The 25,837-nt window shown below is 51.4% G+C and carries 25 protein-coding genes; 11 read left to right on the forward strand and 14 right to left on the reverse strand.

The annotated features are described in order from the left end of the window. Positions 1 to 91: 91 nt before the first annotated feature. The 5 genes from D4L85_RS32215 to D4L85_RS32235 all read left to right on the forward strand — a co-directional run bounded on the left by D4L85_RS32215 (position 92) and on the right by D4L85_RS32235 (position 4,058). The gene (locus D4L85_RS32215) at positions 92 to 784 is read left to right on the forward strand and encodes a response regulator transcription factor (RefSeq protein ID WP_119758216.1); all 693 of its coding nucleotides are present in this window, start codon (positions 92 to 94) and stop codon (positions 782 to 784) included. Further along, positions 781 to 2,160: a HAMP domain-containing sensor histidine kinase gene (locus tag D4L85_RS32220; protein ID WP_119758217.1), complete on the forward strand. Its 1,380-nt coding sequence runs from the start codon at positions 781 to 783 to the stop codon at positions 2,158 to 2,160. The genes D4L85_RS32215 and D4L85_RS32220 overlap by 4 nt, the downstream gene beginning before the upstream one ends. A 130-nt stretch (positions 2,161 to 2,290) precedes the next feature. Next, positions 2,291 to 2,773: a hypothetical protein gene (locus D4L85_RS32225; protein WP_119758218.1), complete on the forward strand. Its 483-nt coding sequence runs from the start codon at positions 2,291 to 2,293 to the stop codon at positions 2,771 to 2,773. Between the two features lie 28 nt (positions 2,774 to 2,801). After that, positions 2,802 to 3,263, forward strand: coding sequence for a lipocalin family protein (locus D4L85_RS32230; RefSeq protein ID WP_119758219.1), 462 nt, complete (start codon positions 2,802 to 2,804; stop codon positions 3,261 to 3,263). A gap of 6 nt (positions 3,264 to 3,269) precedes the next feature. After that, the gene (locus D4L85_RS32235) at positions 3,270 to 4,058 is read left to right on the forward strand and encodes a YoaK family protein (RefSeq protein WP_119758220.1); all 789 of its coding nucleotides are present in this window, start codon (positions 3,270 to 3,272) and stop codon (positions 4,056 to 4,058) included. Here the strand turns inward: D4L85_RS32235 and D4L85_RS32240 are convergent. The 6 genes from D4L85_RS32240 to D4L85_RS32265 all read right to left on the reverse strand — a co-directional run bounded on the left by D4L85_RS32240 (position 4,009) and on the right by D4L85_RS32265 (position 9,616). Then, entirely contained in the window at positions 4,009 to 4,905 is an 897-nt protein-coding gene (locus D4L85_RS32240) for a 1,4-dihydroxy-2-naphthoate polyprenyltransferase (protein WP_119758221.1), read from the reverse strand. The two genes, D4L85_RS32235 and D4L85_RS32240, sit on opposite strands and share 50 nt — an antisense overlap. Positions 4,906 to 4,964: 59 nt before the next feature. Beyond that, complete coding sequence (locus D4L85_RS32245; RefSeq protein ID WP_228450700.1) at positions 4,965 to 5,444, reverse strand: DUF5384 family protein; 480 nt, start codon at positions 5,442 to 5,444, stop codon at positions 4,965 to 4,967. Positions 5,445 to 5,456: 12 nt separating this feature from the next. After that, complete coding sequence (locus D4L85_RS32250; RefSeq protein ID WP_119758223.1) at positions 5,457 to 6,017, reverse strand: glutathione peroxidase; 561 nt, start codon at positions 6,015 to 6,017, stop codon at positions 5,457 to 5,459. After that, positions 6,004 to 6,504: a glutathione peroxidase gene (locus D4L85_RS32255; protein ID WP_228450701.1), complete on the reverse strand. Its 501-nt coding sequence runs from the start codon at positions 6,502 to 6,504 to the stop codon at positions 6,004 to 6,006. Before D4L85_RS32255 ends, D4L85_RS32250 begins: the two co-directional genes overlap by 14 nt. Positions 6,505 to 6,727: 223 nt before the next feature. Further along, positions 6,728 to 8,515, reverse strand: a complete 1,788-nt coding sequence (gene argS, locus D4L85_RS32260) for an arginine--tRNA ligase (RefSeq protein ID WP_119758224.1) — start codon at positions 8,513 to 8,515, stop codon at positions 6,728 to 6,730. A 123-nt stretch (positions 8,516 to 8,638) separates the two neighbouring features. Then, entirely contained in the window at positions 8,639 to 9,616 is a 978-nt protein-coding gene (locus tag D4L85_RS32265) for a deoxyhypusine synthase family protein (protein ID WP_119758225.1), read from the reverse strand. Between the two features lie 262 nt (positions 9,617 to 9,878). Between D4L85_RS32265 and D4L85_RS32270 the strand changes: the two genes are divergently transcribed. Further along, on the forward strand, positions 9,879 to 10,526 hold the full coding sequence (locus D4L85_RS32270) for an SRPBCC family protein (protein WP_119758226.1): 648 nt from the start codon (positions 9,879 to 9,881) through the stop codon (positions 10,524 to 10,526). 60 nt (positions 10,527 to 10,586) lie between these two features. On the opposite strand, the gene D4L85_RS32275 is transcribed toward D4L85_RS32270, so the two are convergent. Then, the gene (locus D4L85_RS32275; protein WP_119758227.1) at positions 10,587 to 11,546 is read right to left on the reverse strand and encodes an arginase; all 960 of its coding nucleotides are present in this window, start codon (positions 11,544 to 11,546) and stop codon (positions 10,587 to 10,589) included. A 294-nt stretch (positions 11,547 to 11,840) separates the two neighbouring features. Here D4L85_RS32275 and D4L85_RS32280 point away from each other — a divergent pair, with 294 nt between their 5' ends. Beyond that, the gene (locus D4L85_RS32280; protein WP_073135306.1) at positions 11,841 to 13,238 is read left to right on the forward strand and encodes a type III PLP-dependent enzyme domain-containing protein; all 1,398 of its coding nucleotides are present in this window, start codon (positions 11,841 to 11,843) and stop codon (positions 13,236 to 13,238) included. Between the two features lie 79 nt (positions 13,239 to 13,317). On the opposite strand, the gene D4L85_RS32285 is transcribed toward D4L85_RS32280, so the two are convergent. After that, positions 13,318 to 14,163 carry a DUF4412 domain-containing protein gene (locus tag D4L85_RS32285; RefSeq protein WP_119758228.1) on the reverse strand — a complete coding sequence of 282 codons (846 nt, stop codon included), beginning with the start codon at positions 14,161 to 14,163 and terminating at the stop codon, positions 13,318 to 13,320. A gap of 253 nt (positions 14,164 to 14,416) precedes the next feature. Here D4L85_RS32285 and D4L85_RS32290 point away from each other — a divergent pair, with 253 nt between their 5' ends. Beyond that, positions 14,417 to 16,543 carry an elongation factor G gene (locus tag D4L85_RS32290; RefSeq protein ID WP_119758229.1) on the forward strand — a complete coding sequence of 709 codons (2,127 nt, stop codon included), beginning with the start codon at positions 14,417 to 14,419 and terminating at the stop codon, positions 16,541 to 16,543. Between the two features lie 55 nt (positions 16,544 to 16,598). Here the strand turns inward: D4L85_RS32290 and D4L85_RS32295 are convergent, their stop codons facing one another. Beyond that, complete coding sequence (locus D4L85_RS32295) at positions 16,599 to 17,018, reverse strand: SRPBCC family protein (RefSeq protein WP_119758230.1); 420 nt, start codon at positions 17,016 to 17,018, stop codon at positions 16,599 to 16,601. Between the two features lie 426 nt (positions 17,019 to 17,444). Between D4L85_RS32295 and D4L85_RS32300 the strand changes: the two genes are divergently transcribed. Then, positions 17,445 to 18,200 (forward strand): polyprenol monophosphomannose synthase, encoded by a 756-nt coding sequence (locus tag D4L85_RS32300; protein WP_119758231.1) that lies wholly within the window; start codon positions 17,445 to 17,447, stop codon positions 18,198 to 18,200. A 24-nt stretch (positions 18,201 to 18,224) separates the two neighbouring features. On the opposite strand, the gene D4L85_RS32305 is transcribed toward D4L85_RS32300, so the two are convergent. After that, the gene (locus D4L85_RS32305) at positions 18,225 to 18,647 is read right to left on the reverse strand and encodes a hypothetical protein (RefSeq protein ID WP_160144143.1); all 423 of its coding nucleotides are present in this window, start codon (positions 18,645 to 18,647) and stop codon (positions 18,225 to 18,227) included. A gap of 215 nt (positions 18,648 to 18,862) precedes the next feature. After that, complete coding sequence (locus D4L85_RS32310; RefSeq protein ID WP_228450702.1) at positions 18,863 to 20,092, reverse strand: ABC transporter permease; 1,230 nt, start codon at positions 20,090 to 20,092, stop codon at positions 18,863 to 18,865. A gap of 83 nt (positions 20,093 to 20,175) precedes the next feature. On the opposite strand from D4L85_RS32310, the gene D4L85_RS32315 reads away from it, so the two are divergent. After that, positions 20,176 to 21,375 (forward strand): exo-beta-N-acetylmuramidase NamZ family protein, encoded by a 1,200-nt coding sequence (locus D4L85_RS32315; protein ID WP_119758233.1) that lies wholly within the window; start codon positions 20,176 to 20,178, stop codon positions 21,373 to 21,375. Positions 21,376 to 21,414: 39 nt separating this feature from the next. After that, positions 21,415 to 22,050, forward strand: a complete 636-nt coding sequence (gene nth / locus D4L85_RS32320) for an endonuclease III (protein ID WP_119758234.1) — start codon at positions 21,415 to 21,417, stop codon at positions 22,048 to 22,050. A gap of 68 nt (positions 22,051 to 22,118) precedes the next feature. Here nth and D4L85_RS32325 read toward each other — a convergent pair whose 3' ends face one another. From D4L85_RS32325 to D4L85_RS32335, 3 genes are read right to left on the reverse strand one after another with little or no spacing between them, the layout of a single operon-like run. Beyond that, the gene (locus D4L85_RS32325) at positions 22,119 to 22,712 is read right to left on the reverse strand and encodes a precorrin-2 dehydrogenase/sirohydrochlorin ferrochelatase family protein (RefSeq protein WP_119758235.1); all 594 of its coding nucleotides are present in this window, start codon (positions 22,710 to 22,712) and stop codon (positions 22,119 to 22,121) included. An 11-nt stretch (positions 22,713 to 22,723) separates the two neighbouring features. Continuing rightward, positions 22,724 to 23,509 (reverse strand): uroporphyrinogen-III C-methyltransferase, encoded by a 786-nt coding sequence (gene cobA / locus D4L85_RS32330; RefSeq protein ID WP_119758236.1) that lies wholly within the window; start codon positions 23,507 to 23,509, stop codon positions 22,724 to 22,726. Continuing rightward, the gene (locus tag D4L85_RS32335; RefSeq protein ID WP_119758237.1) at positions 23,506 to 25,638 is read right to left on the reverse strand and encodes a HEPN domain-containing protein; all 2,133 of its coding nucleotides are present in this window, start codon (positions 25,636 to 25,638) and stop codon (positions 23,506 to 23,508) included. The genes cobA and D4L85_RS32335 overlap by 4 nt, the downstream gene beginning before the upstream one ends. Between the last annotated feature and the right edge of the window lie 199 nt (positions 25,639 to 25,837).

A 25,837-nucleotide genomic window follows, 5' to 3' on the forward strand; every position in this document is an offset into this window, starting at 1 on the left:
GGCAGAAAGGTGCTTTCACACGCCAGTTGTTAAAAAAATAAGGTGGGTTCTTTGGTATTTAACTATTTTAACCGCCGTCAACCGTCATCGCATGAAACGAATCCTGTTAATTGAAGACGAAAGCAGCGTGGTTTCCTTTATTAAAAAAGGACTTAGCGAAGAAGGCTATGAAGTGAGCGTCGCACTAGACGGACACCAGGGCATGCAGATGGCCGTGACGCATGAATACGACCTTATTATTCTCGACATCATGCTGCCCGGCAAAAACGGACTGGAACTTTGCCGCGACATTCGTGCGCAAAACAAGAAAGTCGCCTTGCTCTTTCTCACCGCGTTGGGCACAGCCGAAAACATCGTACTCGGTCTGGAGACCGGCGCCGACGACTACCTCGTCAAACCTTTCAAGTTCATCGAACTGCTGGCACGCATCAAATCGCTGTTACGCAGGACCGAACCCGTGCAGACGCCACCCGTCACGGCACCTTCGCGCTTCGGGATCGCCGACCTGGAACTCGACGACTTCACAAAAACGGTGACGCGGGCGGGCGCGGTGATCTCGCTTACGGCCACCGAATACCGCCTGTTATTCATGTTCCTCAAAAACCAACGGCGCGTGCTGTCGCGCATGGAAATCCTCGAGCAGGTTTGGGGTGTGGATTTCGACATGGGCACCAATGTGGTGGATGTGTATGTGAACTTCCTGCGGAAAAAGCTGGAAGCCAATCAATCGCCGCGTTTGCTGCACACCGTCGTTGGTATGGGTTATGTTTTAAAAGAAGAATGAAAACACAAACGCGCATCGCTCTCACGTTTTTCCTGGTCACGCTCACCATCATGATCGTGCTGGGCAGCGGCGTTTATTTTTTTGTGATCAAATATACCTTCAACGATTTTTATAAGCGCCTCGAGACCAGGGCCGTGTTGGCTGCCCGGATCCGGCTGGAGAATGAACCTGCCTCGGCCACCGCTTTTCAGGAAATGCGGGATCGCATCCTGGAAAAGCTGCCCCAAGAGGAAGACTATTTTTTTGAGATCACGCCCGGTAAGACCTTTCAACAGGAAAGCGAATCATTGAAGCTCCCCTTAACATTTTTCAACGAGATCGCCGGCGGGAAAACTTCGCGGTATCAGAAAGGCACCATCTTTTTTTCGGGGATCTTATACCAGCAAGATCATCGCTCTTTTATCGTCATCGTTTCGGCGGAAAACTATTATTATTCGCATCACCTCTATAACCTGAGAAGCATTATGGGGGGCGCCATCGTGGTGGTGGCGTTGTTGGTGCTGTCGGTTTCCATTTGGTTTTCGCGTTATGTGTTCCGGCCCGTGCGCCAGATCACCAACCAGGTGAAGGTCATCAATTCACAAAATCTACACCTCCGCTTACAGGCATCGAGCGTCAACGACGAGGTGAACGAACTGAAGAACACTTTCAACACCATGCTCGACCGGTTGGAAACGTCGTTTGCCACACAAAACAATTTCATCAGCAACGCCTCTCACGAATTGAGCACACCGCTCACGGCCATCATCGGCGAAGCGGACGTGGCGCTTTCCAAGACGCGCAACGACGAAGAATACCGCGAAACTATCGGCGTGATTCTGAACGAAGCCGAGCGTTTGGAACGGATCACAAAGTCGCTGCTTTTCCTGGCACAGACCGGCTTTGATGGCAAGAAAGTAAAAATGGAAACCGTGCGCATCGACCAGTTGATCTGGGATGTCAAGGAGACCATCGAAAAGATGAATCCCAAAAACAAGGTGAATATCGATCTCAGCCTAATGCCCGATAATCACCTCAAACTAAAAATAAAAGGTAACCCCCAGTTGCTCCACCTGGCCATTTCCAACATCGTGAACAACGGCTGCAAATATTCATCACACCAACCGGTGAAACTTTCCATCGGGGCCACCGACAACAGCGTGATGGTGGTGGTTCAGGACGCGGGCATCGGCATTCCACCATCGGAGATGGCCTATATCTACGATCCCTTTTATCGCGCTTCGAACACGCACAATTTTGAGGGCTACGGCATCGGCCTGCCGCTAGCGCGGAACATCATGCGGCAGCACAACGCTACCATCGTGGTGACCTCGGCGGTGAACGAAGGCACCACCGTGCGGCTCACCTTTCCCCTGGAGAACGTTGCCCAGCATTGAACGAACCATGGGTTTCCCACTCAAAAAGCCCGCTTTAATCATATTTTAATCTCCTTTCATCGCATTTTAATTTCATTTTTAGATCGTCTTAACCCGGCGGGCACATCTTGCACAAAAAAAATATACAGCTATGCGCAAGACCATTTTGATACCGACCGACTTCACGATCACCCCGCTGCTGTTGCTGAAACATGCCGCCGCGACCAGCACGGTTGCATTGGATGTGATCTTTCTGTATTGCACCTCGCTTCCCGATTCGATCACCGAGTTATTATTCTATTCGCCAAAAAAAATATTGGAAGCAGCCGTCACGAAGGAGTTTAGCGACGCGTGCGCCGTCATGCAAAACAAGTATCCCCAAAGGATCCACAGCATTCGTTTTGAATTGTTTCATGGCCGCAGCAAAGATGCCTTTGAAACCATGGCCGAAATGAACGAAGTAGACGAAACGTTCATCGCGCGCGCAAGTACCATCCCGTCGCACAAAAACAACTTCGATCCCACACCGCTGATCCGGAGATCCCACGGGATGGTCACAGAGGTTGACCTGGAATCGTATGAATACATTCCGGAGAAAGACCTGCTGACGGGCTTGTTTGTTGGCGCGGTATAATTTTCTTCAGCAAAATCTTTTCCAGCATATGAAAGTATGGGCAATCTCCATCGGCATGGCAGTAGGGTTGATCTCCGGGTTCGCTTGGATGAAACATCGCGTGAACAGTCCCGAGCAACTGATCGTGGGCACGTGGCGCGAGAAAGCGTGGGAGTATGAGAAAGTGAACACGCCTGCCGATCGGAGACGGCTCACGATGGAGGACACCGTTTCGCAAGCCGTGAAAGATCAATTGGGAAAGCACCTCATGATCCACTCCGCCGAAACCTGGGAATTTTATCCCAACGGCACCCTCCTCCTGGAGGGTCCTCACGACGTGAAAAACATTCGCTGGAAAATAAAAGGCAGAGGCCACATCCTGGAGCTGAACCATCGCAACCAAACCGTGGAACATTACAACATTACCGAATTGACAAGCGATCACCTCATCCTGAATTTCGACTCCGACATCCAGGTGAAGGGCATCGCCAAATTAACCTTTCAAAAATAAGACACTGTGCTCCGAAGATATAACCACCAAAGAACCCTGGCCGACAACATCCGCCTGGGGACACTCACTGCGTTTGCCGCCGGCATGGTGAACGTGGCATCGTTTCTCATTTTCTTTTCGTTCTCCTCCAACGTCACGGGCTACTTTGCCATCTTCGCCGCCGAGATGGCGAAGGGAAATTTTTACCAGGTGTTCATGGTCGTCGGTTGGATCTTTCTTTTTTTCTCCGGCAGCTTCACCTCCAATTTCATCATCATTCATTTCAACAACAGGCGGCGGTACCTGGCCCATGCATTGCCTATTGTTCTTGAAATCGTTGGTTTATTGATCGTGGGACTCTATGGGCAATTCTTCTACCAGGAAACCCTTCGCGAAACCGAAGCGCTGCTGGCCATCATGTTCTTTGCCATGGGATTGCAAAACGGACTCACGGCAGGCATCTCTAATTTTGCCGTCAAAACAACGCACCTCACCGGCGCCACGACAGACCTGGGCATTTTGTTGTCGATGTTCACGAAAAGCGAATTTCGAATTAAGCCGGAGTTGGTCAACAAAGCCAAGCTGATCGCCTCCACCTTCGGTGCATTTATTGCCGGCGCGCTCACCGCGGGAATTGCCTATCCCTACCTGCAATTCAGATTGTTCTATGTCGTTTGTGGATTTCTGACGGTGGTGGTGATGTACGATGCCTATCGCGTCACGTTCCTGCGCTTTGCCAACCGAAGCCGGCGAAAAGGGTCCTACCCTAGCCTAGCATCAAGCCCACGCCAAACAACAGCACGAACGCCAGCGTAGACAGCGCCATTTGCTTGAGAAAGGGATCGAGCTCATGCGAAGGCTTTTGTTGAACAGCCATACCGTTGCGAATGAACAGCGGCGCACTGAGCAGAAAGAGGAATTGCCACGGCGAATGAAACGTAAGCGCACTATACACAACGGCCGACAACAACCCTCCACTCAATAAAAACCAATGATAGGCCACGGCACTGCTCCTGCCGATGCGGACAGGGATGGAAAACTTCCCTGCCGCCCTATCAGACTCGATGTCGCGAATGTTGTTCACGTTCAGCACACCGATCGAAAAGAATCCGCAGCTCAATGCAGGGAGAATTTCACGCCACGACAGCTGTTGCGTGAACAAATAGTATGACCCCATCACCCCTACCAACCCAAAGAAGATCAACACCGAAAAATCGCCGAGGCCGGCATAACCATAAGGCTTCTTACCCACCGTATACGCAATAGCGGCCAATATGCTCAACACACCCAGGCCGAAGAAAAACAGCAAGGCGTTCCAGTTCAGTCCAAAAGAAACCAGTAGCAACGAGATGCCGCTGCCCAGACACAGTAAAACAAAAATGATCACGGCTGTCTTCATCTGCGCGGCCGTGATGGCCCCACTTTGCACCGCCCGCTGAGGACCCTTGCGCCCGGCATGATCGGCTCCATTTACAGAGTCGCCATAGTCGTTGGCGAGATTGGATAAGACTTGCAAAAAGATCGTGGTGAGAATACAAAGTAAAAAGATGTCCCACCGGAAAGCTCCGGCCGAAGCGGCCAGGAATCCTCCCATGGCAATGCACGACAACGCCAGCGGCAGCGTGCGCAGACGGAAGGCTTGTAACCAGACTTTAATATCCATGATGTTAGAAAATATGGGCGAATATAATTCAAATTCCCCGAGCTGTTTACGGGGATCGCCTACAGAACCTGCAGAATCTTGTGGTGCTGATTGTTAAACGTGAACGTATCGTCCACAGCCAATCCCATGAGGGATTTTCCTAAAGGCGAGCTGGGCCCCACCACAATAAAATCCAGACCCGATACGGTCATTTTTCCTGCGCCAATGGCGATGTAAAAGTTGTAGTGGGCGGTAGACACCACGCTGCCGGTCATCACTTTTTGATGCTGCTGCGCACGGTCTATGTGGTCGAGCGCTTGTTTTAGCTTTAAGGCTTCCTGTGCCTGCAGGGCCGCTTTGTCGCGTTCGATCTGCGCCATGGCACGGCCGGTTTCGTATTTATCGCCGGCGCTGCTCTTGCCTTCTTCGTTGGCGGCTTGCTGGGCGTGGTGCATGGCCTGCGTAGCCGTGGCGAGTCGTTGCTCCACGTATTTTTTGCAGGCGTTCAACAACTCTCCTTTGATCGCCACGTCAAGCATCGCACGTTCGTTGAGGTTCAACTGAAGAGAAAGTCATGGCTGCCCCAAGGCATCGGTGATCTGCTTGTCCAGCGGATTTACTTTGGAAGAAAAGAATTTTACCGTGTTGCCGTCGGCACTCACCACATACTTGCAAAAATTCCAGGACGGTGTTTCGCCGGTCTTGGCTTCCAACCATTTGTAGAGCGGGTGTTTGTCGCGTCCTTTCACCGAAATTTTTTCAAACATCTGGAAGGTCACGCCATAGTTCTTCTGGCAAAAGGCGGCAATCTCTTCGCTGGAGCCAGGCTCTTGCCACAGGAAATTGTTGGCGGGAAACCCGAGCACAACGACCTTTCCACCATAGTTTTCATACAGTTTTTCCAAGTCGGCATATTGCGGTGTGAAGCCACACTTGGATGCCGTGTTCACGATGAGCAGCGGCTTGCCTCTGTATTGGGCAAAATCAATAACGGTACCGTCGAGGGCAGCGATCTTGAAATCGTAGATCGTGCCCTCGACAGGTCCGGCCTTGCCGGAAGCTATTTTACTGGAAATAAACGCGGCGAGGCTCATAACAACAATAACCGTAAGGGCTGCCTTAATTAAGCGCATCAATAATTTGCTTGTCGAGCGGGCTTACTTTCGAAGGAAAGAATTTCACCGTGCCATCGGGCTTCACCAGGTATTTGCAGAAATTCCAGGTGGGTTCTTCGCCGGTCTTTTCTTTCAACCAAGCGTAGAGCTCATCCTGGTCGCTGCCTTTCACAGATACTTTTTCAAACATCTGGAACGTCACACCATAGTTCTTTTGGCAAAATTCAGAGATCTCCACGTTCGTGCCGGGTTCTTGCGCGCCAAAATTGTTGGCGGGGAAACCGAGGATGGTCACTTTGCTGCCATACTGGTCCTGCAATTTTTGAAGCTCGGCATACTGTGGGGTGAAGCCGCATTTGGAAGCGGTGTTCACAATGAGCAAGGGCTTGCCTTTATACTTGGCAAAATCAATGACCTGTCCGTCGATAGCCGTTTTCTTGAAATCATACACAGAAGAGGCCATGCTCGGGATCAGGATCAAAAGGGTAACAATGAGAGTTTTCATAGGGTAGTTGCGCTTTTATATCAACATGAAAATTTACGATTTGTTCCGTATTTCCAGTATCCTTTTATCACATTTTGGGGGTGGTAACCAGATGGGTGACAATTCAGGAGCCTGGAGCCGGAATCCAGGAGTCGGAATCAGTAGCCAGTAGTCAGTAGCCAGTAGTTTGGTTTCGTGCGGGCTTTGTTGTAAAGTTTTTTTGCGGTTTGGGAAATGTTTTGGGCTACATCTTTTCTGGCACGGCAATTCCCAACAAGTTCATGGCTTTTTTGATGGCGTCGGCGATGGATTGGGAGAAGGCGATGCGGAAGCGGAGGCGGGCGGGGTTGGTTTCGTTGAAGATGGGGATGTTTTGGTAGAATTTGTTGTATTCTTTGGCCAGGTCATAGGCATAGTTGGCGATGACGGCGGGCGAGTATTCGCGGGCGGCTTCCTTGATCCGGCTTTCGAAAAGGCTGAGCACATTTAAGGCATCGCGTTCCGCGGGTTCGAGGGTGTCGACTTGCTGGAGGTCGGCTTCCGTGCACACTATATTCATGCTCGCTGCTTTGCGAACGATGGCGCGGATGCGGGCGTGGGTGTATTGGATGAAAGGGCCGGTGAATCCTTGCAGCTGGATGGATTCGTTGGGATCGAACAACATGCGTTTTTTGGGATCTACCTTGAGAAGGAAAAATTTCAAGGCGCCCAAGCCAATCATTTCGAATAATTTCACGGCCTCTTCGGGCGTGATCTCGTCTACTTTGCCCAGTTCGCGGGTTTGCTTTTCGGCTTCGTCCACCATCTCCTGCATCAGGTCGTCGGCATCGACGACGGTGCCTTCGCGGGATTTCATTTTGCCGGTGGGCAGGTCCACCATGCCGTAGGATAAATGGAAGCAACGCTTGGCCCAGTCGAAGCCTAACTTTTGCAGGATGAGGAACAAGACTTTGAAGTGATACTCTTGTTCGTTGCCTACCGTGTAGACCTGACCCATGATCTTGGGAAAATCGGTGAAGCGAAGGATCGCCGTACCGATATCTTGGGTCATATATACCGAGGTGCCGTCCGAGCGCAGCAATACTTTTTGATCGAGACCGTCGGCGGTGAGGTCCACCCAAACTGAGCCGTCGTCTTTTTTAAAGAACACACCCTTCTCAACACCTTTCAATACTTCTTCTTTGCCCAGCAGGTAGGTGTCCGATTCGTAGTAAAGCTTTTCGAAATCAACGCCCATGCGTTTGTAGGTGGCGTCGAAACCGCTGTATACCCAGCCATTCATGGTTTTCCAGAGCGCGACTGTTTCGCTGTCCTTCTGTTCCCACTTGCGCAGAAGCTCTACGGCCAGTTGCATGATCGGAGCCTTTTTACCGGCTTCCTCCTCACTCATGCCCTGCCCCATAAGGCTCGCGATCTCTTCTTTGTATTTTTTATCGAATACAACATAATACTTACCCACCAGGTGATCACCTTTCATGCCGGTGTTCTCGGGGGTTTCACCGTTACCATAAAGTTTCCACGCGGCCATGGACTTACAAATGTGAATACCCCGGTCGTTGATGATCTGCACCTTGTGCACTTTGTAGCCATTCGCTTTGTAGATCTCCGCCACACTGTAGCCAAGAAAATTATTGCGCAAGTGCCCCAAGTGCAACGGCTTGTTGGTGTTGGGAGATGAATACTCGATCATGATCTCCTGCCCGTTGGGGGGAAGCTGACCATAGTTGGGGTTCACAAAAATGGAACGATACACGTCCAGCCAAACCCGGTCGTTCAACACGAGGTTTAGAAATCCCTTCACCACATTGAAGCGGCTCACGATGCCGGAATGCTGCACCAGGTAATCGCCCACCAGGCGCGCCGTTTCTTCCGGTCCCTTGCGCGAGAGCTTGGTGAGCGGAAAGCATACCAGCGTGTGCGAACCCTCAAATTCCTGGTTGGTGGGCTGCAGTTGCAGGGCCTCGACCGATTGGTTGAAGAGTGCCGTGATTGCTTTTTGTATTTCGGTGCGGAGTGTTAGATCGAGATTCATGAAAGCTGAGAAATGTTTTTTACCACGAAGGCGCAGAGAACGCAAAGTTAACGCAAAGCCCTTCTCTGCGTCCTCTTTGCGTCTTAGCGCCTTCGCGGTTAATATTTTTTTACGGCGATAGCGCTACCAGCCGAGTACATAGGCAAACATCAACGGTGCCACTATCGTAGCATCGCTCTCGATGATGAACTTCGGTGTCTCTATACTCAGCTTGCCCCACGTGATCTTCTCGTTGGGCACGGCGCCGGAATAGGAGCCGTAGCTGGTGGTGGAGTCGCTGATCTGGCAGAAATAGCTCCAGAACGGAACGTTGTCTTTTTCAAGATCCTGGTGGAGCATGGGCACCACACAAATGGGGAAGTCGCCGGCAATACCGCCACCGATCTGGAAGAAGCCGATGCCGTCTTTACCGGAATTTTTGATATACCAGTCGGCCAGCCAGGCCATGTATTCGATACCGCTCTTCATGGTCGACGCTTTCAACTCGCCCGTGAATACATACGATGCGAAGATGTTACCCATCGTGGAATCTTCCCATCCGGGCACTACCATGGGCAAGTTGCGTTCGGCCGCAGCGATCATCCAGGAATTTTTAGGATCGATCTCATACTCAGCCTTCAGGTCGCCGCTGTTCAACATGCGGAACATAAATTCGTGGGGGAAGAGGCGTTCGCCTTTGTCTTCGGCATCTTTCCACACTTTGTACAAATGCTTTTGCAGCTTGCGGAAGGCCTCTTCTTCGGGGATACAGGTGTCGGTTACGCGGTTGAGGTGATTTTGCAGCAAATCCCACTCTTGTTCGGGCGTGAGGTCGCGATAGTTGGGAATGCGCTTGTAGTGTGAGTGGGCCACCAGGTTCATGATGTCTTCTTCCAGGTTGGCACCGGTGCAGGAGATGATCTGGACCTTATCCTGGCGGATCATTTCGGCAAAGCTCAGGCCCAACTCGGCGGTGCTCATGGCGCCGGCCAGGGTGACCATCATTTTCTTTCCGGAGGCAATATGGGTCTTATAGGCCTTCGCAGCATCCACCAGGGCGGCGGCGTTGAAGTGCAGATAATGCTTTTCGATAAAAGAAGAGATTGGTGCGGTTTGGCTCATGACAAATATTTTAAATAGAGATAAAACTTCAATTTGGGGGCGAAATTAAGGAAAAAGGCCGAAGTTTAAGGAGTATTTTTATCGTCTGTCGGATTCCATGCACGATGCCCGGATCGCGGTCGTTATATTGTTAAGTTGATATGAACATCGGACATCCTAAAAACCTTTCCCCCCGAGAACCCGGCATCCCAAAACGCCCTGTAGCAACCTTTGTGCCCTAACCGGCATCTTTTCGGTGAACCATTGTCTTTCAACCACAATTATGCGCCTATACCTGACATCAGCCCCCATCCTATTCCTGCTTTTTGCCAGCACCCAGGCGTTGGCACAAGACAAGGAAGGTTTCACCCTCGTGAAAAAGGACGGCACGGTTTCTATCTATGAGCGGTGGATCACCTTCCCGGCCTCCGATCCCCCGGTGAAGGCACGCGAAGTCAAAGGCGAATTCTATTTCAACAACACCATCTTTGCAGGGCTTCACCTGCTCCGCGACGAAAAGAAGATCAAGGCCTGGCAAGACCACGTATCCGAATTCAAAGTATACCCGCAAGGCCAGGACACCACCGTGTGGCTGGAGTACTCCTACCACGACATTCCCTGGCCCGTCAGCGACCAGGACCATTTCCTCGAATATAAAGTCGTGCAAACCATACCCCTGCGAAAGCTCTTCATCACCTTCGAGTCGCGCGTGAACGAAACGCTCGCACCCGTGCGCGACGGCGTGACCCGCATGAAGCTGTCGGGCAGCTGGACGCTGGAACAAATTGGACCAAAACAGGTGAAGGTGACCTACCGGATATTGTCTATGCCAATCGGCATTCCGAAGTTTCTCACAGACCCGATCATCCGGAGCAATATCATGACGACGATTGAGGAGTATGTGGCTCTATTGGAGCCTGGAGCGAAGTGATGTTTCATCGCAAAGGCGCAAAGCTATTCGCATTAACTTTGCGCCTCAACGGTGAAAAAGTTATTGCGCCAGCACCGGCCGTCCCATAACAGCCTGCGCCGTGGCCTGCAGGATTTCAAAAGCGCTGTCGGCCATGCGATTCTCGGTGTCCAGCGTAGGGTTTACCTCACTGACCTCCCAAGCACAAACTTTGGGGCTTTTCGCCAGCGCAGCGTTTAATATCTTGGCTTCTTCAATGGTGAGCCCACCCGGCAGCGGCATACCCGTTCCGGTGGATACGGATGAATCAAGCGCCGAAACATCAAACGAAACATAGATGAGATCGCAGTGGTCCAGCATCTTCAGCGCCTTTTCGGCGATGCGTGCAGGGCCCGCCTTCACTTCTTCTGTTTCGATGTAGTTGACGTTGTATTTATTGATGAGATAGTTCTCAGATTTCTCCAACTCGCGCACGCCGATGTAGACGATGTCTTCGGGATAGACCTTGCGGCCGGGCATGCCAACGTTTTCGATCTGTTCCCAATAGTCCAGCGTGTCGCTTTTGGGGTCATTCACCTTGCACTCCAGGTTGTCGATGCCGCAGGCCATGGCCAGGGGCATAGTGTGCATGTTGCCGGTGGGCGACGTGAAGGGGGTTTGGATGTCGGCATGGGCGTCGATCCAGATCACGCCAAGGCGGGCTTTGGGATCGGCCTTTTTGATGCCGGCAATGGTGCCGTAGGCGGTGCTATGATCGCCGGAAAGGATGATGGGGAAATATTCTTCCCAGATGGTTTCATATACTTCCAGGCATACGCGTTCTTCCATGACCATCACCCCGTCGATGTACTTGGCGTGGGGCTGTGTGGGCTTGTCGAACAGGATGTCGTTCACGTGTTCTACCTCCACGGACTCGTTTTGCTTAAAAAAGTCTGACTGAAGGTCCAGGCTGGCAATTTTTATGGCCTCCACGCCGAGACTGGCACCGCGGGTGCCGGCCCCGATCTCTGACTTTACTTCAATGATCTTCAACGCTTTCACAGGAATAAAATTAAGGTTTTTAACTGAATGGTTATCGTTTAAACAAAAGAACAAAGACAATTTCCCGCCAGGCCGCTAGAAGTCGGGCAAGGCATGCATTCCGGCAGGGTCCGGGTCGATTATCCAGGCGGGAAAACGATTTACCATAGCTTGATGTGTATTGCAAAGATGGCAAATTTATCACAATATTGCACCTCTTTCCCAACGGGCAACTCCAGAAAGAAAGCCATCTGATTAATTAATATTAGTTTAACTTTTTATTCACGGTTAACCCCTTAACGATTCTATCCATAAATGAAGAGTTATCGCGAGCTGATTGAGCAAACCTTTGAGTTTCCCCAGAAAGAATTTAAGGTGCGCGACCATGAATTGCTGTTCAACGATGTGCCCCTGATGGATATCATCAAGGAATATGGCACACCCTTGAAGCTGACGTATCTGCCCCGCATCAGCGAAAACATCCGCTATGTGCAGGCCACGTTCAACAACGCCCTGGAGCGTTTCAAATACAACGCCAAATACACGTATTGCTATTGTACAAAGTCCTCGCACTTCTCCTTCATCATGCAGGAGGCTTTGAAAAATAAGGACGTGCACATGGAAACCTCGTCGTCGTTCGACATTCCCATCGTGCGCGCGCTCTACGAGCAGGGTAAACTCACCAAGGACACCTACATTCTTTGCAACGGCTTCAAGATGCCGCTCTACCGTCAGTACATCAGCGAACTGCTGAACGACGACTTCAACAACTGCATTCCCATCCTGGACAATCTCGGCGAAATAGATTTCTACGAAGAGAATGTGAAGGTGCCCTACAAAGTGGGTATCCGCGTGGCCGCTGACGAAGAACCCAAGTTTGAGTTCTATACTTCGCGCCTGGGCATCCGCTACAGCGACATCAATTCGTTCTATAAGGAAAGGATCGAGAAGAGCGACAAGGCGTCGTTGAAGATGCTGCACTTCTTCATCAACACCGGGATCAAAGACACCGCCTATTACTGGAGCGAGCTCAGCCGCTTCATCTTCAAATACTGCGAACTGAAAAAGATCTGCGATTCGCTGGACTCCATCGACATCGGTGGCGGCTTCCCGATCAAAACATCGCTCACTTTCCACTACGACTACAAGTACATGATCGAACAGATCGTGGAAAACATCAAGTGGATCTGCGACAAGAACAACGTGCCCGTGCCCAACATCTTCACCGAGTTCGGCAGCTACACCGTTGGCGAAAGCGGCGCGGTATTGTATTCGCTCGTTGACCAGAAACTTCAAAACGACAAGGAGCTTTGGTATATGATCAACGGCTCGTTCATCACCCACTTGCCCGACGCCTGGGGACTGAACCAGAAATACATTTTGCTGGCGCTGAACAAATGGGATGACCCCTACCACAAAGTGAACATCGGCGGCCTCACCTGCGACAGCATGGACTATTACAACTCCGAAGCCCACACCGGTGAAGTGTTCCTTCCCATGATCACCGACGAGGAGCCGCTGTACATCGGGTTCTTCCACACCGGTGCATACCAGGAATCGCTGGGTGGCTATGGCGGCATTCAACATTGCCTCATCCCCGCCCCCAAACACGTGCTCATCGACCGTGATGAAGACGGGGTGATCACCACGCAGCTTTTCGCACCTGAACAGACGAGCGAAAGCATGCTGCGCGTGCTGGGATACGGAAAGTAAAGGATATCAGAATCATAAGGACATAAAAAAACGCCGGGAGATTTCCTGGCGTTTTTTTATATCGACAATTCCAAAGGATCTAGAATCCCGACTTCACTTCTTTATATCCGGCCGGCACTTCAAAATCAGAAGCGGGCAGCGATTGTTTTTTGATCTCAGTAACTTCCATCGCCATATGCCCCTGAGGCATAGTCATCTCTATTCTCAACGGAACGCCTTCGATCTGCTCATAGAAAAGAGCCTGTTGTGAATTGCCCATCCGTTGCTTGGAGAGGCTTTTCAGATCGATGCCTTTCATGTCGGTCGTGGTCCAAAAGAACTGCTTCATCGCCATCTTCTTGGCGTCGGGATCTTGGGAGGTAGACTCCACGATGAACTTGGTGCAGGTATAGCCCAGGATCTTTGTGGTTTCGGAAGTCTTGGTCACCTTATAGTCCAGTTTTTCCTTCTCTTTATCTTTATCCGTGAATTGCGGCATCACTGAAAAAGTTTTGTTCTCCCGGTCGATGCGATAGGCAGTGTTTTTGTCCGTCAGGTACAGCATCTCCATGTTGGACATCATGCCACCATCCATTTTGGTGATAGAATTGTTGTTTTTTACCTTGATCTGCATGCCCTTGGGGAACATGGAGCTGAGTCCACCGCCGCCTTGCGCCGCCTTGAGCATATTTTCGATTTGGGCTTTCATTTGGGGGTTGGATTCCATCATCGCCTTGAACTGGGGATCTTCCATCTTGGCCTGCATCTCTTTCATTTTGGCCTGGGTGGCAGGATCTTTCATTTGTTTCTCCGCTGCTTCCATCTGGGCTTTCATTTGCGGGTCGGTGATCTCCATTTTCATGGTCCAGTTCATGATACCCTCCCAGCTTTGCGCGTGGGCGAGTGTGACGGTGAGAAGGAGAAGAAGGATCAGTGTCTTTTTCATGTGATTTTTTAGTTAGGGTAAGGGCGGCTTTGGGGGGGTGCCAAAACCGGCATCCAAGATAACTAAAGAATCAGAGAAATGTTCGGCCGGTTTTTGCTTTCGTGTTTCCCCATTTTAGGCTAAATTCATTCAAGATTCCTGCCTTTATTTATTTTCTAAACCGCTCGCCTTATGAAATGCTTCTCTGGTGTGCTTGACCGTCCCCGCTATTTTTTAGCACCGCACTTCATGCGACGACTAAAACCAAACGCTCATGAAAATCTACGACGAAAAGCACCTCAAGAACATTGTTCTGCTGGGTGCGCCCAAGGCCGGCAAGACCCTGCTGGCCGAAGACATGATTTTTGAAGCCGGCATCATTCACCGGAGGGGTACCATTGAAGGTAAAAACACGGTGTCGGACTTCCATGACATTGAACAGGAACGGGGCAATTCCGTCTTCGCCTCGTCGATGCACACCGAGTGGCGCGACTACAAGATCAACATCATCGATACCCCCGGGTTCGACGATTTCATAGGTGAAATGATTGCCGCGGTACGCGTGGCAGACACCTGTGTGATGGTCATCAACGCACAACACGGTGTAGAAGTAGGTACCGAACTGATCTGGGACTACATCGACCAGTTTCAAAAGCCGGTACTCTTCGCTGTAAACCTGGTCGACCATCCCAGGTCAAACTTCGACGGTGCGCTGCAGTCGCTCAAAGACCGCTTTGGAAACGCCGTCGTGCAAATGCAATATCCCCTGAACCAGGGCGAGAGTTTCAACGCCATCATCGACCTGCTGAAGATGGTGATGTATAAGTTTCCGCCGGAAGGTGGCAAACCCGAGAAGCTTCCCATCCCCGCCTCCGAAAAAGAAAAGGCCGACCGCCTCCACAACGAACTGGTGGAAAAAGCGGCCGAGAACGACGAGAAGCTCATGGAAAAATATTTCGAGCAGGGCACCCTCGACGAAGACGAGATGCGCGAAGGCCTGAAGCTGGGCATGATCCACCACGAGGTCTTCCCCGTTTTTGTGATGTCGGCCAAAAAGAACATGGGCAGCGGCCGCATGATGGGCTTCATCGACAACGTGGCGCCCTCTCCCGCCGAAGCCAAGCCCGAACTCAGCGCCGACGGTCAGGAACTTCCCATCGACCCCACCAAACCCGCCGTCTTGTTTGTCTTCAAGACCCACCTTGAACCCAACCTGGGCAGGCTCTCCTTTTTCAAAGTGATCTCCGGCGAAGTGACCACCGCCTCCGAACTCGTCAACAGCCAGACCGGCGCCGTCGAACGCATCCACCAACTGTTCATCGTCGACGGCAAAGCGCGAAACCCGGTCGACCGCCTGGTGGCCGGCGACATTGGCGCCACCCTGAAGCTCAAGGACACCTACACCAACCAAACCCTGCACGCCAGAGGCTACGACATCACCGTGCAGCCCATCACCTTCCCCGAACCGCGCATTCGCACGGCCGTGATCGCCTTCAGCAAAAATGATGATGAAAAGATCGGCGAGGTCTTGCATAAGATCCATCACGAAGACCCCACGCTCATGGTGGCCTATTCCAAAGAGATCAAGCAACTGATCATCTCCGGGCAGGGCGAGTTGCACTTGGCCGTGTGCAAGTGGTTCCTCGAAAATGTATACAAACTCCACGTGGACTTCGAAAGCCCCCGCATCTCCTATCGCGAAACCATTCGCAAATCGGCCAACGCCACCTACCGTCACAAAAAACAATCGGGTGGCGCAGGGCAGTTTGGCGAAGTCCATATGAAAGTGGAGCCTTATATAGAAGGCATGCCCGAACCCACGGAGTTTCCCGTGCGCGGCAAAGAAGTGATCGACCTGGAGTGGGGTGGCAAGCTGGTGTTCTACAACTGCATTGTGGGTGGCGTGATCGACTCGCGCTTCATCCCTTCCATCCTGAAGGGCGTGATGGAAAAAATGGAAGAAGGTCCCATCACCGGCTCCTATGTGCGCGACGTACGTGTGATGGTCTACGACGGCAAGATGCACCCCGTCGATTCCAACGACATCTCCTTCAAGATCGCAGGCATGATGGCCTTCAAAGACGCTTTCCTCCGCTGCGAACCGCTGCTGCTGGAACCCATCTGCGATGTGGAGATCATGCTCCCCGAAGATGTGATGGGCGAAGTGATGGGTGACCTCCAAACCCGCCGGTCCCTTATCATGGGCATGGACAGCAAGGGCAGCTACCAGGTGATCAAAGCCAAGACGCCGCTGGCCGAATTGGATCGCTACTCCACCACGTTGCGTTCACTCTCGCAGGGCCGGGCGCGGTTCACACAAACCTTCTCTGAATTTTCATCCGTACCGTTCGAACTTCAACAAAAACTATCCAAGCAATTGCAGGAAGTGGAAGCGGTTTAAACGATCTCCGGCCAGAACCATGATCCACACCGGGTCATGGTTCCGACCGTTGCCTTCACAATTTCTTGGCAGCCTTCACCTGTTCCACCATTTCGGCCGGAAGCGCATCGGCAATCTCCTGTGCCACGATCCGGCGCCACAAAAAACTTAGCGGACCGACGACTTTCATCGTGGTGGTCATGCGCAAGCCTTCCGGGGTCTCGTCGTAGGTATGTTCGCCATACATCTTCGCCAAGGGAAAAGTTGTGCAGTCCACAAACTTCCGGTTTTCGATTACCTCCACCAGTTTGATCTTCACCTTGGGTCCTTTCTTAGGTTTGAGGATGAAATGATTTCCCACTTCAAATTTGCCCAGCAAGCGGGCATACTCCACACCGGCGTCCCAGGTGTGCCAGCGATCGACGTCGGAGAATAATTTCCAGAGTTGTTCTTTGGTCACCTCGCGGGTCACCAGGGTGTGCGATTGGGTCCACATAAATTTTCGGCTTTTATTTAACTAAGTGTTATATATTATATAAACAAATATAATATGTATACTTATAATATACCAAGTTTTACTGTTATTTTTTTAATGCCTGGGGCTTTCTTGGAAATGAAAGGGTTGCTGGTCCGCAGCCTAACGTCCTATGCGGTATCGCCACACAATGCAAAGCTTGCTTGGATGTTTAATGCTGGGATGCGCGGCTTCAGGTTTCCAACGGTGTAGCACGGAATGGATAAAAATTGAGAGCAAATTCACAAACATTACCACCGCAACTCAAGTTGCGGTGGTGTGTGTTGCTGTGTTAGTCGGCAAAACCGTTGTGTCCATCTAATTATCTTAAAAAAGCTGGAATCAGAAATTGGAAACGATTGTTTTACATATGAGTTTTTATAGATTTGTTATCTTAGGCTTCATCCTGTGAGCAACGCAATCGTCATCATTCCCACCTATAAAGAACGCGACAACATCCGCGCGATCATCGACGCCGTTTTTGCTCTGCCCAAAGAATTTCACGTCCTCATTGTAGACGACAACTCTCCCGATGGCACGCCGCAGATCGTGGAGCAAATGCAGCAATACTACAACCAGACCGAACATAAACTTCACCTGGTGAAACGCCCGGGCAAGCTGGGTTTGGGCACGGCATATATCACGGGGTTTAAGTATGCGATGGCAAAGGGGTATGAATACATCCTGGAAATGGATGCTGATTTTTCGCACGATCCCAAAGACCTCATCAATCTTTACCTGGCCTGCGCCGAAGGCAAAAGCGACGTGGCCATCGGTTCGCGCTATGCTACCGGGGTGAACGTGGTGAACTGGCCTATCGGGCGCGTGTTGCTATCCTACTTTGCCAGCAGCTATGTGCGGCTGATCACCAGCATCCCCATTCGCGACACTACGGCCGGTTTTCTGTGTTATCGTAAAAAAGTATTGGAAACAATTCCGCTCGACCAGGTGAAATTTGTTGGCTATGCGTTCCAGATCGAGATGAAATTCCTGGCTTGGAAATACGGATTCGTATTGGAAGAAGTGCCTATCATCTTTACCGACCGCACCCGCGGAGAGTCCAAGATGTCGGCAGGGATCTTTAAAGAAGCCTTTTTCGGTGTACTTCAAATGACCGTACAAAGTTGGTTTAAGAAGTATATCCCACTCGGTCAATCTTCTTAAACCAATTTGTCAATCACTCTCCTCTTATTCCTGAAACCCGACAAAAGTTACGGGGCCTACGTGTGATTTCACCAGTTCCAGGTCCGGTTCAGTGATCTCTACTTCATAGCCATCCTCCTTGAGCATGTTCAGTATATCCTCTGCGGCTTCGTGCTGTTTGTAGATGTGATAATCTTCACGGGCAAAAACGGGATAGCGTCCCAATTTTTGTTCGCGATCTACAAAGTTAAAGCCGCACAGGTACAATTTACTAGCGCTGTGTTGAATTCGATAGAGAGGCATTTGCGGAAATTGCTGCAGCCACTCCACCACTTCTTCGCGCGTTCCTTGTATGATTTCCGTCAGCTTATAGATCTTCATCACTTCTCCCTGGTTGGGCTTGTCCAGCATGCGCAGGTCGAAGTTATGAACATAGGCTGACAGGCCTACGCATCCGCACAACACCATAAGCGGGTTTTGTGCATCTCCGTGCAGTCGTACGTCCAGGTTCTTCGCATTGAAGAATGCCTGAAGCCTACGATTTCTCTTTTGAATCGTGTTTGTTAGGTCCGGCCTAACTGGGTTTTTGAATTTTAATTGCATAACATTTTTAACGTTACTGATAAGGCGGGCTCCTTATGTAACAAAAATAGAAAATTATTTCAGTTTTAATATATTCTTAATCAGTCAAAACGGATGGCACGTATCGGATTTATCCGTGCAATGACCATTGTAGGGACCAACAACACGATTGTGACGACGAAAAACGTGACGATGTTCAGCACCGCAACGACTTCCCAGTTCCAGGAAATGGGTACGAAGCTCATGTAATAATCATGTGCGTTTAGCTTAATTATTTTAAAATAATACTGTATCGCGCATAAACCAAGTCCCAACAGGTTGCCTAAGACCAGACCTTTTACCAGCAAATTAATGCCATTAAAAAGGAAAACAGACCGTATCATCTTGTCGGTTGCCCCCATGGCTTTGAGCATGCCAATCATTTGCGTGCGCTCCATCACCAGGATCAGTACAATGGAAATCATGTTTACACACACAACTGTTAAAATAATGACCAAAAGAATGTTGACTTGCCTGCTGATGAGATTGAGCCATTCAAATACCTGGACGTACTTATCGCTCATCAATTGCACATTAAAATCCAGGTCCATGGCCTCACTGATGGTGAACGCATCCTCCTCCATCTTTTCAGGACCCTGGTCCTTCACAAATACCTCCAAACCGCCGGCGAGGCTGTCGGACCAGTCGTTCAACTTCTGGATCATTCGAATGTCACCGATGATCACCTTGCTATCGAAATATTCGGATAGGTTGGTCTCGTAGATGCCACTGATGGTGAGCTTGCGCGAACGGATCGGATTCTGGAAAAAGTGCACCACGATGTTGTCGCCTACCTTGGCGTTGAGCTTGCGGGCGATGATCTTGCTCACCACCACCTGGTGGGCATAGCCCGAGTCGGGAAAGTCAAAGAACTTGCCCTCCACGATGCTGGAGCGAAACGCGTTGACATCATAACTCTTCCCCACACCTTTTACAAAAACGCCCAGCACTTCGTCCTGGTCGGTCTTCACCAGGCCCGGCTTATGCGCGAACTCCTGCATGTGGGTGACGAACGGATATTTCTCCGGATGATCGTAGGGATCCACGTGATAGTTCATGGGCCGCTCTTCCGATGAGTTGCTCATAGTGAGTTTGGTCACCACCATGTGGCCGTTGAAGCCGTATACTTTCTGCTTCACCGTTTCCTGGAATCCACGCATGATGAGGAACGAAAGGATGCTGGCCGCCAGCCCGATGCCGATGCTGGCGATGGCGATGCGATGGATGGTCGATGCAAATCCCTGCTGCTGCTCACGGCTTATTCTTTTGGATATGAAATAGGAAAGGTTCACGTGTTATTGCTAACTTTTCAGCCGTTAATGATTTCTGCAAAATAAGATAACCGCAGACCACAATCAACTGCCCGGAACGGATCATGAAGAAACTCCTCCTATTACTCTTGATCGTGTGGAATACCACGTATTGCACCACCCCCAAGACCACCACCCCTGCTCCCAGCGCCACAGCGACCACCCCAACCCAAAAGAAGGAAGTGCTCACCGGCGCTGCACAGCTCGATGTGCTGTTGCCCAAACTTCAAGGCAAACGCGTGGCATTGGTGGTGAATTATACGGCCACGGTGGGCAAAACCCACCTGGCCGATACGCTGAAAAGCCGCGGGGTCAACATCATCAAGATCATGTCGCCGGAGCATGGCTTCCGGGGCAACGCCGCGGCTGGCGAACATGTGCAGGATGGTGTGGACACAAAAACGGGTCTGCCCGTCGTGTCGCTCTATGGCAACAATCGCAAGCCCACGTCCGAACAACTGGCCGACGTGGACATCGTGATCTTTGATATACAAGATGTGGGCGTACGGTTCTTTACCTATGTCGGCACGCTGCACTACCTGATGGAGGCCTGCGCCGAAAATGGCAAGAAAGTGATCGTGCTGGACCGGCCCAATCCAAATGCATCCTACATCGACGGCCCTGTTTTGTCGATGGAGTTCAAATCGTTTATCGGCATGCATCCCGTGCCCGTGGTTCACGGCCTCACCGTGGGAGAATATGCGCAGGTAATCAACGGCGAAGGCTGGTTAGAGGGTGCAAAGAAATGCGAACTGGAAGTCGTTCCTTTGAAAAACTGGACGCATAACGATGCCTACTCACTCCCCTTAAAGCCTTCACCCAATCTTCCCAACGATCAGGCCGTGCGCCTGTATCCATCCATCTGCTTTTTTGAAGGCACACCCATCAGCCTGGGGCGCGGCACCCAAACCCCTTTCCAGGTGATTGGCCATCCCGACCTGAAGAGCCTCCCCTACCAGTTCACGCCGGTGGACATTCCGGGGATGGCAAACGATCCTCCACAAGAAGGCAAGTTGTGCTACGGCCTCGACCTGCGACAAGTGCCCGTTGCCAAAAGACTCGACTTGCACTACCTGATCGACATGTACAAGATCTTCCCCGATAAAGAACATTTCTTTGTTCAACACTTCGAACGGTGGTCGGGCACAAAAGCCCTGCGACAACAGATCATCGACGGACTTTCCGAAGACCAGATCAGGGCTTCGTGGCAGAAAGACCTGGATCAGTATAAAGCCATGCGCAAGAAATACCTGCTTTATCCCTAAGTCTCATTTTCTCATTTGTTGAACGTCGCACACATCGTTATGACCAAGGCTGAAAAAGTAAACGACATCCTCGCCATCCTCGAGCATTACTATCCGCATCCAGCCATTCCGTTGCATCACAAAGATGCCTACACGTTACTGATCTCCGTGTTGCTTTCGGCACAGTGCACCGACGAGCGCGTGAACAAGACCACACCATCGCTTTTTAAGCAGGCCGACAATCCTTATGATATGGTGAAGATGAGTGTCGATGAAATTCGCGAGATCATCAAGCCGTGTGGCTTGTCGCCCATGAAGTCGAAGGGCATTTACGGGTTGTCGAAGATCTTGATCGACAAGTACGATGGGAAGGTACCCAATACGTTTGAGGCGTTGGAAGAATTGCCCGCCGTGGGACATAAGACGGCGTCGGTGGTGATGACGCAATGGTTTGGGGTGCCCGCGTTTCCGGTGGATACGCACATTCACCGCCTGGCGTATCGCTGGGGGTTATCGAATGGGAAAAGTGTGGAGCAGACGGAGAAGGATTTAAAGCGATTGATCCCGGAGTCGAAGTGGAACAAAGCGCATTTGCAGATCATCTACTTTGGCAGGGAATATTGTCCGGCAAGGGGACATGTTTGGGAGACCTGTCCTATTTGTTCGAAGTATATGCGGAAGGATTTGAGGGATTAATTTTTTCGCAAGTCTGAAGACTTGCTATATGACTGGTTCAAGTGTGAACACTTGAACCAGCTTTGGCTTTATTTCACCACAGCGGCTTCTTCCAGCCACGACGCTGTGATCTCATTCAGAACCTTCACCTTTTGTCCAAAGTCGCCTTTGATCTGGTCGCGGATCTTTTGCATGTTGTCCAGCAGCTCGTTGGTGTTGTCGGGAATGGCCTCGTCGAGGTATTCGCGGATGCGCTTGGATATGGTCGGGGATTTGCCGTTGGTGGAGACGCCGATCTTCAGGTTTCCTTTTGTGACGACAGAGCCCAAATAGAAATCACAGAGGTCGGGCGTGTCGGCCACGTTGGTGAGGATGCGACGGGTGCGCGCCAGTTTCTTGATCGCTTCGTGCAAGCTGCGGTTGTCGGTGGCCAGGAGCACGATGTCTTTGTCCCACAGGTCCCACAATTTGAAATTTCTCTCGTATAGCTTCACCGTGGGATGGGCTTTGGCCACGTCCTTAATGGCATCCTGAATCGTGCGGCCTACCAAGGTGACCTTGGCTGAAGGGCTGCTCTTGAGGATGGCCGTTAATTTTTCAAGGCCTACGTTGCCGCCGCCGACGATGAGGGTGTCGAGCGACTCCAGCTTGAGGAAAACGGGAAACAGGTTGTTGCGCTCCATGGTGGTAACTTTTATTGATAGTGTGTTGCTACTTCTTGTGTCACAGCGGCCAGGGCACGGGCGTGTTGCACCACTTCACCCACGACCATGATGGCCGGTGAGCCGATGCCTGCCAGCGATGCCTTTGCAGCAATGTCGGACACGGTTCCCGTCACCAGCCTTTGGTTGGGGAGCGTACCGTTTTGGATGATGGCCGCCGGTGTTCCCGACTTTCCATGCGCCTGGAACAATTCCATGATCTCTTTCACTTTGTTGAGCCCCATGAGGATGACTACCGTTGCCGTAGATTGCGCAGCCAACGCCAGGTCGCCCGAAAGCTCGCCGGCTTTTGTCGTGCCGGTGATCACCCAAAAACTTTCACTCACGCCGCGTTCCGTTACCGGGATGTTCACACTGGCCGGCACGGCCAACGCGCTGCTAATGCCCGGCACCACGGTTGTTTGCACGCCATGCGCTTCCGCGAAAGCGATCTCTTCCGCACCCCGCCCAAACACGAACGGGTCGCCGCCTTTCAAGCGCACCACGTGGCCATACACATAGGCGTAGTCGACGATCAATTCATTGATCTCGTCTTGTGTATGCGAATGCGCTCCCGCTCTTTTGCCCACCGAAAATGAGGGCACGTGCACGGGGATCATGTTCAAGATCTCTTCGGATACCAGCGCGTCATACAGCACCACGTCGGCCGTCTTCAGAACCATGAGGCCCTTCAGCGTCATCAGTTCCGGGTCGCCGGGGCCGGCGCCTACCAGCGTGAGGCGGGGTACTTTTTCGAATGTGAATATCGTTGGTATCATTTTGCTACAGCTACTTTTTCTACGACGTTCTCGCCAGTTTCTGCGGCGCGGTAAGCGGCCACATCTTCCATGAATTTTGTCGACTCGGCAATGAATTTTGCGGCAAAGGCTTCAGAGGGTTCGTTCTTGTTGATGCGGAGCACGTATTCCTTGAAGTTGCCTTCGAAGGGAAACACTCCGGTATCCACAAACTCTTTCTGGAAGTCGCTGATGGTTTGATATTGCGTGCTCGGTTTGATATCGCGACCCAGCAACAACGCCTTCGCACTGTTGATAAACGCGCTATAGCTATGATAGATCGAATCGGCATACAGTCCTTGGTCGTAAGCTTCTTTCGCCCATCCGAGTTTGTCTTCCGAATCGTATAACAATGTTGCCACGAGGTCGATGATCACGCCTGCGCATTCGCCCACGGCGGTGTGCAGAATGAAATTGTGATCCTGACCCCAGTCGATATATTCTTCCGGCAATACCGCCGTGATGTCGCCAAGCGGCTTCAGCAATTGATAAAAATGGTTGCGGCCAAGACGCTTGAAGTAGTCGTGGTAGTATTCGCCTTCGAGGCTGTTGGTCTCGTAGTCGGTAAACAGGATACGCAATGCGTCGGGGCCGCGTTTGCTGGGGATCTTAATGATCTTGTCGGAGATGATGCCTTCGCCGTTCTTCACTTTGCCTCCACCCAACAGGACCACCAGCGCGGGCATTACCTTGCCTTGCTTGTCTTTGATGGTGCTGCCGTGCAGACCGATGCTGGCCAGGCCGTGCTGACCGCATGAATTGGGGCAGCCGCTGATCTTGATCTTGATATCGTTGTTGTAGATGAGGTCCGGGAACTCATTGCGGATCACCTTTTCCAGTGCCAGCGAAATGTTGGTACTGTCGGAGATACCGAGGTTACAGGTATCCGTTCCAGGGCACGCCGTGATATCGGCCACACTGTCGAAGCCGGGTTCGGCCAAGCCCAATTGGTCGAGGGCCACGTAGAGGTGCGTCAGGTTCTCGGGGCGCACGAAGCGGAGGAGATAGCCTTGGTTGATCGTTACACGCATGTCGTCCGCAGCGTACTGGTCCACCACATTGGCAAACTGACGGGCCAACTTCGACGACAAGTTACCCAGGGGAACTCTCACGTTCACGCCAAAGAATCCGGGTTGTTTTTGCTCGAACACGTTGGTGTCTTTCCAGCGGTCGTAGCGCTTCTGATCGGCGATCGCTGCCGGACCGGTGGCTACTTCGCTCGGGATCACTGCGTCGGGCAGTATCGCGGTGTTGATGTGATACGATTTGTTTTTGATAGCGGTTCTTTCTTCGGCCACCAGCGCCATCACTTTTTCCAACCCGATGTCGGTCAGTAAAAATTTGAAGCGCGCCTTCATGCGGCGGTTGCGTTCGCCATAGCGATCGAACACGCGGAGCACCGCTTCGGCGAAGGGAATGATCTGATCTTCTTCCAGAAAGTCATAGGCCAGTTCGGCCAGGGTCGGGTTGGCGCCAAGACCACCACCGATCATTACCTTAAAGCCACGCTTGCCATCGACGATGCGGGGGATGAAGCCCAGGTCGTGGATGAAGCTGAAAGCAGTATCTTCTTCGCTGGAAGAAAATGAAATTTTGAATTTACGACCCATTTCCTGGCAGATGGGATTGCGTAGAAAATAGCGGAACATCTCGTGCGCATAAGGCGACACATCGAAGGGCTCCTTCGGGTCGATGCCGGCCGTGGCGGAAGCGGTTATGTTACGAACTGTATTTCCGCAGGCTTCGCGTGTGGTGATCTCGTCTTTTTCCAGCTTGGCCCATAGCTCAGGGGTTTTGTCCAGGCTCACGTAGTGGATCTGGATATCCTGGCGCGTGGTGGCGTGCAGGGTGCTGCTGGCGTATTCGTCGGAGATGTCGGCGATGCGGCGGATCTGCTTGGTGCTCAATCTTCCGAAGGGAAGCTTGATGCGGATCATTTGCACGCCGGGTTGGCGCTGACCATAGATACCGCGTGCAAGCCGGAGGCTCCGGAATTTTTCGTCATCAATCTTGCCGTCGCGAAAAAGCTGGATCTTTTTTGACAGGTCGATGATGTCGCGTGCAACGACGGGGTTATTCAAGTCTTCTAATTCTGTGCGGAAGCTTTCCATGTTCTAGCGGTTGTTCGTTTGGTGGCGATGTCGATAAATAAAAGAGCCTTTCCTGTGGCAGGAAAGGCTCGGTATGTTTTGTGTTTGTTAGACGATTCGATTTGTGTTTGTCTTACGTACCGGATATTCCTGCATGGGCATTAAGATGTTTACAGCAACACTTCGCTGTGTTCATCTTCTTGGTTGTACAGGAAATCAC

The sequence above is a fragment of the Chryseolinea soli genome (assembly GCF_003589925.1).
Classification (GTDB): Bacteria; Bacteroidota; Bacteroidia; order Cytophagales; family Cyclobacteriaceae; genus Chryseolinea; species Chryseolinea soli.